General features: G+C 34.1%; 8 protein-coding genes. All 8 read left to right on the forward strand.

Annotation, left to right across the window (positions count from 1 at the left end; translation table 4 throughout):
• Window positions 1–131: 131 nt before the first annotated feature.
• The 8 genes from EFREU_RS02195 (at window position 132) to gap (ending at window position 13,160) form a co-directional block, all read left to right on the forward strand.
• A complete protein-coding gene (locus EFREU_RS02195) occupies window positions 132–1,919 on the forward strand; it encodes a hypothetical protein (RefSeq protein WP_100609428.1) in 1,788 nt (595 codons plus the stop codon).
• Window positions 1,904–3,178: a tRNA uracil 4-sulfurtransferase ThiI gene (gene thiI, locus EFREU_RS02200; RefSeq protein WP_100609431.1), complete on the forward strand. Its 1,275-nt coding sequence runs from the start codon at window positions 1,904–1,906 to the stop codon at window positions 3,176–3,178. Before EFREU_RS02195 ends, thiI begins: the two co-directional genes overlap by 16 nt.
• 9 nt (window positions 3,179–3,187) lie before the next feature.
• Window positions 3,188–6,130 carry a DNA polymerase III subunit alpha gene (dnaE, locus tag EFREU_RS02205; RefSeq protein ID WP_100609433.1) on the forward strand — a complete coding sequence of 981 codons (2,943 nt, stop codon included), beginning with the start codon at window positions 3,188–3,190 and terminating at the stop codon, window positions 6,128–6,130.
• 21 nt (window positions 6,131–6,151) lie between these two features.
• Window positions 6,152–8,881, forward strand: a complete 2,730-nt coding sequence (gene polA / locus EFREU_RS02210; protein WP_100609435.1) for a DNA polymerase I — start codon at window positions 6,152–6,154, stop codon at window positions 8,879–8,881.
• Between the two features lie 63 nt (window positions 8,882–8,944).
• Window positions 8,945–9,778, forward strand: a complete 834-nt coding sequence (mutM, locus tag EFREU_RS02215; protein ID WP_100609437.1) for a DNA-formamidopyrimidine glycosylase — start codon at window positions 8,945–8,947, stop codon at window positions 9,776–9,778.
• Between the two features lie 96 nt (window positions 9,779–9,874).
• On the forward strand, window positions 9,875–11,065 hold the full coding sequence (locus EFREU_RS02220) for a replication initiation and membrane attachment family protein (protein WP_100609439.1): 1,191 nt from the start codon (window positions 9,875–9,877) through the stop codon (window positions 11,063–11,065).
• Between the two features lie 17 nt (window positions 11,066–11,082).
• Complete coding sequence (gene zapE / locus EFREU_RS02225) at window positions 11,083–12,036, forward strand: AFG1/ZapE family ATPase (RefSeq protein WP_100609441.1); 954 nt, start codon at window positions 11,083–11,085, stop codon at window positions 12,034–12,036.
• Window positions 12,037–12,146: 110 nt separating this feature from the next.
• Window positions 12,147–13,160: a type I glyceraldehyde-3-phosphate dehydrogenase gene (gene gap, locus EFREU_RS02230; protein ID WP_100609443.1), complete on the forward strand. Its 1,014-nt coding sequence runs from the start codon at window positions 12,147–12,149 to the stop codon at window positions 13,158–13,160.
• Window positions 13,161–13,170 lie beyond the last annotated feature (10 nt).

Genomic DNA, 13,170 nt, shown 5'->3' on the forward strand with positions numbered 1-13,170 from the left:
ATCTCCAAAAATAAACGTAAATGGTGAGTTCGGCCAATTTTTTAAAAACTTTTGGTGGTATTTAATAAATCAGGGCTTGCCTCAAGGGACCTTGAAGAATGGTTTATAATTGAGAAAGAAGAGGAGACAAAATGGCATTTCTGATTAGTAATTCTGGTTGAGACCTCAAAAAGTCACTAAGCCTTAGTCAAATCACTTGTTTAACGATTTTTGGAGTATGTTTAAGTACCTTAATAATTAGTTTCATTTTGCTCCTAATTTATAAAAATACCTTAAAAAACATGTGTTTAGCCTTAAGTGAAGCTGAAAAAATCAGTCGTAATAGCCTCCAAAATCGGTTCCGTCGTCTCGCGGAAATTATGCGTTTGAATCCCAATGAAACAACTAAGAAAAACTTACGGATTTGGGAAATTGAATACAAAGTTTTGATTGAAAGAAAATTTTGTGAACAAATGAAAAATATCCATAATTTTTTTGTTGACCCCCATTATAGTCAACCCACTTTGAGTAACTATCGCATTGCCAAAAAAAGTCTTCAAGAACTACGAATTATCTCGCAACAAATTTATTTTATTTGACAAGAGGTCGACCAAGTTTTTGCTTGGGAGCGAATTGAACGTGATGCACGAATTCAAACTCGTGAATTGTTCAACGAAGTCAAAGAACAAGGTCTTCATGCCTTGCAAGAAGGTCAATTTCAATATGATGCGGAACTCTTCGAACTTTTAACACAACAAATTAATAAAGCCTTGAATCTCATTGACCAAAAACTTTATGAAGGTAACTATCCTTTAGCTGAAACCTATCTTTTAAAGACAAACCAACAAATGCAAAATTTTATTACGTTGCTTGATTTATTTCCATTAGCTAATAAGTTATTGAATGAAACCTTTCCTAGAAAAATCAGTCGGTTTGATGAAGAAACTGAAAAAACCAAAAATTATGATCCTGATAAAGTTAAAGAAAAACAAGAAGTGCGTATTCTTAAAAATACTTTTGCAACTTATAAAACCCAAATTTTAGAGGCTTTAAAAAATTTTGATTATTCACAAGCTTCTCAAAAGATTATTTTGTTGTCGCAATTATTCCAACAATTTGAAAATAAAAATCTCCAAGAAAAAGCTTTTCGCGCGTTTCTAACCAGAAACCTTTATTTATTAAATAACTTCGTTTTTGGGCTAGATAAAGAGTTGAATTTTTTTCTTAGTCATTTGGCACAAATGGAACCGAAAAACGAATTTGAAATTGAAAAAGAGGCCCATTTACGAGATTTAAAAACAAAATTTGCCTTCTATCACCAACAATGAAATGATTTCTTTGAAACTTTGCGGCTTTATCTTGGGCAAAATCCGATGTCTGCGGAACCCCTTCAAATGAAGTTATTAAATCTTTTAAATGACCTTAATTTCCTTTATAATCAATTGATTGAAATTACACGAAATTTAAAAATTGGGTTGCCAGCCAAACTAGAATCAGAAGCAGAGTTTTTAACTCTTGATGCCACATTGAATAGTATTCAAGTGCTCATTGAGCAATATTTTGCTTTTGACTTTCAAATGACCGAAAAGGCAGTTCAAGATTTAAGACTGCGGTTAGCCAAACTTCGACAAAATGAAATTGCTCTCGGTGCTTCTATCACCAATAGTGAAAAACAGTCCTTTAAACAACAAATTAACGAGTTGATTTTAGAAGCCTTAAATATCAAAAATAACCTTAAAAATAGGATTATGATTCAAATATTAACTGAAAATAGCATTATTTATCTCGAACGCTTTTCTGATCGTCCCCATTTTCAAGAAGTAATAGCCCAAATCTGAGAACTTTACGAAGCTCAAAAATTTAACGAGGCTTTAAACTTAACAATCACTCAACTTCAACAATATAGTTTACAGAAAGGCGATATATGAAACATCTCTTAATTCGGTATGGTGAATTAACTCTCAAAGGACATAACCGACAAATATTTATTAACAAATTAATTCAAAATTTAAAAATGAAACTAGCCCCTTTCCAAAAAGGAATTAATTACCAAAAGGATAACAATTCGTTAATTTTAGAAATTAATTTACCACTTTTAGTAGAAGACAAAGAACTACTTGAGAAGTTTGGTTTGAATGGTGTTGAATCATCTACTCAACAAGAAGAAAAGTTATTTAACCTTATTATTAAAAAAGTGCAAACTGTTTTTGGGATTTATTCATTATCCATTATTGAAAAGACAAATCGTGATGAAACTAGCATTTTGGCTGGTATTGAAAAAATTCTTCAGAGTCAACCGGTGCACGGCACTTTTAAGTTAGATGTCACAAGAAAAGACAAAAGTTATCCTTTGACAAGTCAAGAACTAACTCAAAAATTAGCGCCGAGTATTTTAAAAAATCATCACGATTTTAAAGTAGACATCAAAAAACCCGAAATTAAAATCGAGGTCGTCATTAAAAAAGACCATGCCGATATTTTTAGCCATCGTTTAGTGGGAGCCAAAGGTTTACCAGTCGGCGTTTCAGGTAAGGCATTAAGTCTGTTAAGTGGAGGAATCGATTCGCCAGTAGCGAGTTATTTAACAATGAAACGAGGAATGAAAGTTGATTTTCTCCATTTCATGACTCCTCCCCATACTACACCAGAAGCCTTAAATAAAGTTTTTAAACTTGCTGAAAAAGTCGCCCCTTATAACTACCAAAGTTTCCAACTTTATGTTTGCGATTTTGGAAAATTATTGCAAGAATTAAACCATATTCCTGACCAAAGTTACAAAATCATTTTGATGAGAAGAATGTTTATGCGTTTAGCTAATGAAATCGCTAAAAAAAATAAGCACCAAGCCATTATTACTGGCGAATCACTTGGCCAAGTTGCTTCGCAAACTATTGAATCAATGGATGTCATCAATTCAACAAGCGATTTACCAATTTTGCGACCAGTTTTAACTTATGATAAAGAAGAGATTATTAAAATTGCTGAACATATCGATACTTATGAAACATCGATATTACCCTTTGATGATGTTTGTTCAATGTTCGTTCCAGCTAATCCCGTTACTAAACCGCGACGTCGCAAAGCGGCCTTTAATGAAGAAAATCTCCTTTGAGAAGAACTATTGACTTACACTTTAGATAATCTAGTCACCGAATACCGTTGACAAAAAGACCATTTTGAAAAAATAAGTGGTAAATAGAGGTCACTAATGAGTTATTCCCCCCAATTAAATGTTCGTTCTGCCTATAATTTTCAAGAATCATTAATTAAAATCGAGGATTACCTCGATTTTTGCGTTGCTAATAACTTTAATTTTGCCTTTTATACTGACAAAAATGTTATGTATGGAGCAGCCGAATTCTCTAAATTGGCTCAGCAAAAAGGCATTCAACCGATTTTAGGATTAACAACTGAAATTGAAACCACAACATTAATTTTCATTGCCAAAAACCAAAAAGGTTACCAAAATCTTTGCTATCTTTCATCGTGACTTATCAATCATGATGTGACAACTTTGAGTGAGACTTTGGAATTTATTAAGCCCTTTTTGTCAGAGAACTTAATTTTAGTGGCTGATAATAAGGAGATCCAACCTTTAATTGCCGATGTGATTAAACCAAACGACCAGTATTTAGAAACAATTCAAACCAAACGAATTAGCTATCTTCATCAAAGCGAAGAAAAAACATTTCGAGTGATTAAGGCCTTGAAGGAAAATCTTAAATTAGTCGACTTGCCACCATTACCCAATGAAGATTACCCAACGAACGAAGAATTGGCCAACGCATCACAACAAGCAACCCTTCTAAAGGAAATTGCTAATAAGGTTAGTTTCCAACTTTTTGAACAAAAAGCAAAACCTCATTTAATCAAATTTCCTACACCACAAAATATTTCGGCAAACACTTATTTAGCAAAATTAACTCAAGAAGCGTTAATGAATCTCTTTCTAAAACAAAAAATAGCGGTACCAAAAAATTATCAAGAACGTTTAGATTATGAATTAAAAGTCATTCAAGAAATGGGCTTTGCTGATTACTTTTTAGTAGTTTGAGATTATGTAAAATTTGCGATTGAAAACAAAATTCTTGTCGGACCAGGACGTGGTTCTGCTGGGGGATCGCTAGTAAGTTATTTATTAGGTATTACCCAAATTGACCCTTTAGAATACGATTTACTTTTTGAACGTTTTTTAAATCCTGAACGTGAGACAATGCCAGATATTGATATTGATTTTCAAGATACACGTCGGGACGAAGTAATTGCTTATCTTTTTAATAAATATGGCCAATTCCATTTAGCGACAATTGTCACCTATCAAACTATTGGGGCTAAATCAGCGATTCGTGATGTAGCACGAGTTTATGATCTAGACTTAGAAACAGTTAATGTAATTAGTAAAAACATTGGTTTTTATCACCAAAACGATTTAAAAGGAGCTATTGAAGCAAGCGACATTCTCAAATCATATGCCCAAAAATATCCTGACATTTTCAAAAGTGCTCAACAACTTTTAGGGCTCCCTAGGCAAACAGGCACCCATGCCGCCGGACTTATTTTCACCGAAGAAGATTTGCGAAATTATATTCCTATCAAAATTAATTATGATGGAATTGCCCAAACCCAATTTGATATGAATTATTTAGAAGACTTGGGGTTAATTAAAATGGATTTACTTGGATTAAGAAATCTCTCAACCTTACAAACAATCCAAAATAATATTCTTCGTAATAATAAACCGCCAGTGGAACTTCAAGAAATTCCTTTAAACGATCCGCAAACATTTCGTCTTTTGCAAAGAGGTGATACCTCTGGGATTTTCCAATTAGAATCGCCAGGAATGCTTAAAGTAGTTCAAAGTTTAGGCGTTAATTCCATTGATGACATTTCGGCTGCCTCTGCCTTATTTCGTCCTGGACCACAGGAAATGATTCCTACTTTTGTCAAGCGCAAAAAACAAAAAAACGCTATAAATAATTTTTTGATTGACCCTAGTTTAGCGCCCATTTTAGACAGTACTTATGGCATCATTGTTTACCAAGAGCAGGTTCTACAAATGCTCCAAAAAGTAGGAAATTTTTCTCTTGGTAAATCTGATATCGTTAGACGAGCCATGAGTAAAAAAGTGCCAAGTTATATGCAAGAAGCAAAGGTTGATTTTTTAAAAGGGGCACAAAAAAACCATTATTCAGCCGAGCAAGCTCTCAAGATTTGAAATTGAATTGAGCAATTTGCTAATTATGGTTTCAATAAAGCGCATTCCATTGCTTATTCTTATATTAGTTATTGGTTAGCTTACTTTAAAACGCATTATCCTTTGGAATTTTACGCCGCTTTACTAAGCGGGGTCAAAGGTAACGAAATTAAGACAGCCCAATATCTCCAAGAAGTGAAAAATCTCGGTTTAAAAATCCAGCCCCCTACCATAAAGAAGGCGCAAAATGACTATAATTTTACCGTTAATACTCTCATTTTACCCTTGAGCTTAATCAAAGGTGTAGGACCAGAATTTATTCGGCGTTTAAATAAAGAAGCCGCAAGAAATCCACATCTTTTTGACTCCTTATTTCATTTCTTACATGGGACAATTAATAATGGTTTGACTAGTAATATTTTTCAAGCGTTAGTTTGAAGTGGGGCTCTCGATTTATTTAATTATGATCGACCAACGCTAAGCGCAAACGAAGAAGTGCTTTTCAATTTTGCCAAACTAAGTTCAGCCCTTCCTGAACTCAACCCAAATCTTTATCCAGTTTTAAACAAAGCTACGAAAAACGCCATTGAAAGAGCTGATTTAGAAAAAAAATATTATGGTTTCTTTCTTGGCAGTCACCCTTTAACGACCTATCGTCAAAAAAGATCAACCCCGTTATTGCCACTGCGAAACTTAGAAACAAACGGTCTTCACCAAATTATCGTAATGGTTAACAACATTCGACCAAGTCGAACCAAAAATGGTCATAGTATGGCTTTTGTAACTATTGGTGATGAAACTGAACAACTCGTTATGACTGTGTTTGGTGAAGAATGAGAAAAAATCCAACAACAAATCCAAATTAAAAGTATTATTTTAATCACAGTGAAGGTTGGAAGTTATCTTGGTAAAAAAAATATCGTCCTCCGAGGCCTGGATGAAGTTATTAAATTTTAAAAGCAAAAAGGAGTTTTCGAAATGACCAAAAAAATCTTATTAATTGATGGTAATTCACTAATTTATCGAGCTTATTTTGCCAATGCTTACCGCACAAAAACTATTTTGAAAACCTCCCAAGGAATTCCGACTAATGCCGTTTATTCGTTTATTAACATGCTTCTCGGTCTTTTGAAAAAGGAAAGTTATTGTGATATCAAAGTCGCTTTTGACAAAGGTAAAAAGACCTGAAGACACCAAAAAATGCCTGATTATAAAGGCAATCGACAACAAACACCGCCTGAATTGATTAGTCAATTGCCTTTGGCACAGGAGTTTTTGGATTCGGCAAATATTGATTGATTTGCCATGGATAAGTATGAAGCTGATGACCTCATTGGTACTATTGACCGATATTTAGAAAAGCATTGTCCCGATTATGAAATTGATATTTTAACTAGCGATAAGGATTTATTCCAGTTAATCACTCCCAAGACAAAATTATTAGTACCTAATTCCGGGACAAGTGATTTAACGACATTTGGACTTGAGGAACTGAAGGCTAAATGAAATTGTCGCCCTTGTGAGGTGCCCGATATCAAAGGACTAATGGGCGACCCATCTGACAACCTTAAAGGAGTTAATGGAATTGGAGAAAAAACCGCCATTGCTTTAATTGGTGAATATGGGTCTTTAGAAAATATTTATGACCATTTAGATGCCTTACGCCCAAGCGTAAGAGAAAAACTCATAAAGGATAAGGAATCAGCTTTTTTCACTCGCGAAATGGCAACTATTGATACCGATTTTGCCGTACCTGATCTTAAATTTAAAACCTTGAATCTCAATATGGCTGAGTTAGGTAAATTTCTCACTAAATATGAAATGGTGTCAATATTTAAACGACTTGGTTTAACTACTGAAAAAGTTAATCCGAGTGCTAATTTTGATGTGCAAATCGTTGACCATTGAGAGAGTAAATTTGAGGATGAAGAAAATAATTTATTTGTGCAAAATCTTGAAGATAATTATCATCACGGAAAAATTATTGGGGTGGCTTGAAGTAATAAAAAGGGTAATTTTTATTGAGATTGAAGCCAAATCAATGCTCCTAAGCAGCTTTCTTTCTTTGAAGATCAAGTACTTGCTCCCCAAATCGACGAAGCCTTTGCGCGTTTTCTTCTAAACACCCGTTGTTTGAAAAATACCTATGATATTAAAAAAACATTAACTTTACTTAAAAACGCCGGTTATAAATTTGCTGAAAAAAGTTTTATTTATGACATGATGGTAGCTAGTTATGACCTCGATCCGCTAGTTAAAGCAAACTTTCCCGATCATCTAAGCATGGTTGAAGAAAATTTAGCTTTTCTCACGGATGAAGAATTTTTTCGTGGTTCAACACGACAAGTTCGCAATTTAGAAATTAACGAAAAAGCGAAGTTTATTGGTGAAAAAGCTTATTTAATCGGTCAAACGAAAACTAAAATACTTGAGAAATTAAAATCGGCGAACCAGTTAGTAATTTATGAAAAAATTGACTACCCCTTCATTTTTGTGCTGTATAGTATGGAGCAAACTGGTATTGAAATTGATGTAACAGAATTGCGTGAACAAACCCAAAATATTAAAAATAATCTTGACCAATTAGAAAGACAAATGGATCAAATTTTAGGTCCTGAATTAAAATCCCGTCATATTAATTATGGTTCACCAAAACAACTCCAAGACTTACTTTTCGAAATCTTGAAATTACCAAACCTTGCCAAAGGCAGCACTGGTCATGAAGTTTTAGTGCAATTGGTTGACGAACATCCGATTATCAAACCTTTATTGGAACACCGCAAATTTTCAAAAATTTATAATACTTATTTACTAGGTTTCGATAAATATATATTCCCCGATAAAAAGATTCACACAATCTTCAACCAAACTTTAACAAGTACAGGCCGAATCAGTAGTGGTGAACCAAATATTCAAAATATTTCGGTTCGTGATGAGGACCAAAAACAAGTTCGCAAAATTCTTGTTAGCGCCCCTGGTAGCGAATTTTATAGTTTTGATTATTCGCAAATCGAATTGCGTGTAATTGCTCAAGTCGCTCCCGAACCTAACTTATTAAAAATCTTCAAAGATCATGGTGATGTTCATGAAGAAACAGCTCGGAAAATTTTTAATCTTAAACCGAACGAACCTGTTACGAGAGAGATGCGTCGGCAAGCGAAGGTAGTTAATTTTGGAATAATTTATGGTCTGAGTCCTTACGGTTTATCCAAAGACTTAAATATTTCGGTTTCAGAAGCAAAAAAAATTATCGATAGTTACTACGCTAACTTTCCAGCCATTGCTCAATATCGCGAAAAGGTTATTAATCTAGCAAAAACTACCGGTTATGCCGAAAATGTTGTTCACCGTCAACGACGAATTCCTGAACTAGCTTCTGCTAATTATCATCTGAAGCAATTTGGAGAAAGGGTAGCTGTCAATACACCTCTACAAGGGACTAGCGCTGATATTTTGAAAGTCGCAATGAATAATATCTATACTGATTTACAGAAAAATGACCGTCAAACTATGATGGTAGCTCAAATCCACGATGAAATTATTTTTAGCATTCCTAATGAGGAAGTTAAACTCGTGGTCCCAATGATCAAAACTAAAATGGAGCATGCCTTCATTGATCTTCTCGATCTTGTCAACCAAGGACATTTAATTTCAATCGCATTAGAAGTCTCTGAATCTCATGGAAAAAATTGGTTAGAATTAAAATAAGATAAGGTTTCGCGAAGCAATCTTAACAAACCCATCATTTTATGAAGAAAGGCGAACGAAAGCATGCCAGAATTACCTGAAGTTGTCACGGTGACAAATATTTTAAATGAAGAACTTATTGGTTTAAAAATCGAATATTGTGAAGTTTTTTGACCCAAATTACTGACCCACCAAACTGCTGATGAATTATCTAAGAGGGTGAAAAACCAAACAATTCAACGGGTGTTTAATAAGGGAAAATTTATTATTTTTGAACTAACTAAAGATGTCCTAATCTCGCATTTGCGAATGGAGGGACGTTGAGCTTTTGAGCGGAAAGAAAACCATTCTTATAGCGAAACAATTTTGGAAGCAGAGTTTGGTTTTAGTAACGCCGAAGATAAGGTACTAAGGTATTACGATTTTCGTCGCTTTGGGACCTTAGAAATTGCTAATAAAGAAACCTACCTTAAAAGCAATAGTCTAGCTAAAGTTGGACCAGAAGCCAACGAACCTCATTTAAAACCAAACTGGTTAAAAGAACGGTTAGCTAAAACTCGACGTCCCATCAAAGTAGTTTTACTTGACCAAACAATTATTTCTGGAATTGGCAATATTTACGATAACGAGATTCTTTTTGCTGCCCAAATTAATCCCTATACGCCTGCTAATAAATTAACTTATGAACAAGTCGAGTTAATTTTGGTACATGCGCGTTTAATTTTAAATAAGGCCATTATCAAAAAAGGCACCACGATTCATACATTTGAATCTCGTAAAGGTCAAACGGGTCAATACCAAAATTACTTGAAGGTTCATGGTAAAAACAACCAACCGTGCCCACAATGCCAAACAACGATTATCAAAGAGGCCATTGGGGGTCGCGGAACTTACTACTGCCCGAAATGTCAAAGCTAAATTCACCAATTTTCATGTCAGCTTAATCCTGATTGTCAAATTTCAGGTTTTTTATTAGCAATTGACAAAATGACAACTGGAACTAAAGGAGAAAAAATGGAAAAAGAAGAGTTTCAATATTCGCTAGTTAATAAAGATGGGGGGCAATTTAAGGATTGAAGCTTTTTTTTAAGTCTTTATACACCAATTGTTGGTCCTCAGGCAACTGCTTTATATTTTTCGCTAGTTAATGAGGAAGCAATCTTACGCCATCTTAATTACCCCCGCTTTGAATTAACTCGTCTTTACCAAATCACTTCGATTAACGAAAAAAGTTTTAATGAAAGTATTAAAAAATTGGAGAGTTTAAAGTTAGTCAAAACGAAAATTTCCCGAAATAAAAAATTAAAAAGGTTTGAATTATTTGCTCCTTTGGAACCAAACGAGTTCTTTGCTAACGAAATTTTCGAAAAAACACTTCTAACAAAGATTGGCTTAGAAAATGTGGAAGCCTTAAAATTCATTTTTAAAGAAAAAAGTGATATTGATGTCGAAGAGGATTTTGAAGATATTACCGCAACCTTTGAGGATGTCTTCCCTGAAGAATTACGTAATATGACCCAAACAACCACTATGGAAACTAATATCAATAATTTACGTAGTTCAAAACGTACTCTTTTTGAAAAGATGTTTAACTTGAAATCGCTTAATGATCGCTTAAAAAAAGCAAACGTTAATCTCAATTACAACGCAAGCAAAAATAAACGTGCCTTTAATTGAGCCTTATCGTTATACAACTTTAATGAGGAAGATTTTGCAAAATTAATTATTGAAAGTTATGATAAAACCAAACAAGGTTTAGATTTTAAATACTTCCAAAATGGTGTGGAAACTTTTGTTTTGAAACAAAAGCAAAAAATATCAAAGGGCCTAGAGGCGACACAAAAGTTAACTGATTTAACACTTACTCCAGAAAATTGGGCCCAAAACTTTCTTCAACAACCATTAGATCTAAATTTTTATAAACTTTTGAAAAAGTTTCGTGAAGATTACCAATTCGATAACGAAACAATCAATGCTTTAATGGATTTCTCATGCTTTGTGAATCAAGGTAAAGTAATTCCTAATTATCTTTATAAAGTTGCCGATACCGTTGTGGAGCACCAAATGGGAGAGTCTAAAATTATTATCCGCTACCTCAATGACTTGAAAAGCCAAAAGCAGGTTAAAGTACCTTTGGAACCAACATTTAACCAATCCGCCATTCCAACTTACGATGAAGTTATGAACCTAGTCTCTAAAATTTAAGGAGGTTCTCGATTATTATGCTTAATAACGAATTAAAACAACAAATTAGCCAGGATTCAACCCTAAAACTTTTAGTTAAGAAAATAAGGGCTCATTTTTTAGAACGTGGCTTTGATGAAGAAAAAGCCCAAAAAACGACGCTCTTGATTCTTGAAAATAACCAAGTCATTTTGCAAGATTATTTGCAAAACAAAAAAATTTGCCAACCAACTATAGAAAGTGTTTGTCACCAAATTCAACCCGGTTTTGAAACCACCATTAATTATGAAAACGGGCGGTTTTACTTGGGTTTAAAGCATTGTGCCCATTGGGAACAAAATAATAAAACTGAAAAATTGCAAAAGCAATTTTTGTATTGCGATTACGATGTCGCCACTTTTTCACAAACTACTAACGATTATTGAGAAGAGTTAGAAAGTGATCAAGACATTTTTAGTCAAAGCGAAATTGACCAACGAAAGATTTTTTTAGGAAAAGTTTTTGACAAAATTAGAAATCACGATAATAAAGGTTTTTATTTATATGGTGAACCAGGAGTTGGTAAAACAATCATTTTGCAAGTGATTGCGAACACGATTGCTACAAACGGTGACCAATCAGTCGCGTTTGTTAATTTTGCCAAGTTTGTCGACCAACAAAAACTTAGCATCATTGAAAAAAATAATCAACGCCATCGGGATGTCCTTTACCGCTTAAAAACAGCTGATATTCTTTTCCTTGATGATTTGGGAGCCGAGAGTGTTTCGGCTTGGTCTCGTGATGATCTTTTATTATCGTTACTAAATGCCAGAATGGAAAACAAAAAATTGACCTTTTTTAGTTCTAACTTTTCGATGAAGCAATTGAAAGAAAATTATTTACTTCGAAAAGAGCAATACCCAATTGAAAAAGTCAAACAAAAAAGATTCCTCGAAAGAATTCGGGTTTTGGCTGAGGAATATTATTTGGAAGGAAATTCCCATCGCGTTTAATTAAAAACGCGTTTTTTGTACCTTTTGTTAGTTCAAGAACAGGTCATTTAGGACTATAATAGTAGTTGTAAACTATTTTTTAGTTATTAAAAAGAAGGAGAAAAGAATACATGGCACAAAAAGTGGCAATTAATGGTTTTGGGCGTATTGGACGTTTGACTTTTAGACAATTGTTCAACAAAGGCGTAGAAATCGTCGCAATTAACGACCTTACCAACACTGCAAACCTTGCATATTTATTAGAATACGATACAGCTCAAGGGCGTTTCCAAGAAGGAAAAATTTCGTTCGGAGAAGGATTTATTACTGTTGATGGACACAAAATCCAAGTTTTTGCTGAAAGAGACGCAGCAAACCTTCCATGAGGAAAACTAGGAGTTGACTTAGTAATTGAATCAACTGGACTTTACACTAACCGTGAAAAAGCCGAATCTCACTTAAAAGCTGGAGCTAAAAAAGTTGTTATTTCAGCTCCCGCAAAAGGTGTTAAAACTATCGCTTATGGAGTTAACCAAAACGATCTTAAAGCAACTGACGATATTATTTCAGGAGCTTCATGTACTACTAACTGTTTATCACCAATGGCAAAAGTTCTTGATGAAAAATTTGGTATCAAAAAAGGGTTAATGACTACTGTTCATGCCGTAACTAATGACCAAAGATTGTTAGACTTACCTCATAATGGAGATATGCGTCGTGGACGTGCTGCAGCATGAAACATTATCCCTACTTCAACTGGGGCAGCTGTGGCTGTTGCACAAGTTTTACCAAACTTAAAAGGTAAATTAGATGGGTTAGCACTTCGTGTTCCAGTTATCACTGGATCAATCACTGACTTAGCAGTTGAATTCGAAAAAACTGTTACTGTTGAAGAAGTTAATGGAGCAATTAAAAACGCCATTGCTAACGATGCTGAATTGGCAAAAGCAATGATGTACAATGAACAAGAAATTGTTTCATCAGACGTTATTGGTTCAAGCTACGGATCAGTTTTCGATGCAACTTTAACTAAAATTATTGAACAAGATGGAAAACAAATGGTAAAAGTTTTTGCTTGATATGACAACGAAAACTCATATGTTTCTCAATTAGTTCGTACTGTTCTTTACTTCATGGGTCTTTAAGAACCAAACA

Source organism: Entomoplasma freundtii (genome assembly GCF_002804205.1).
GTDB lineage: Bacteria > Bacillota_I > Bacilli_A > Mycoplasmatales > Mycoplasmataceae > Williamsoniiplasma > Williamsoniiplasma freundtii.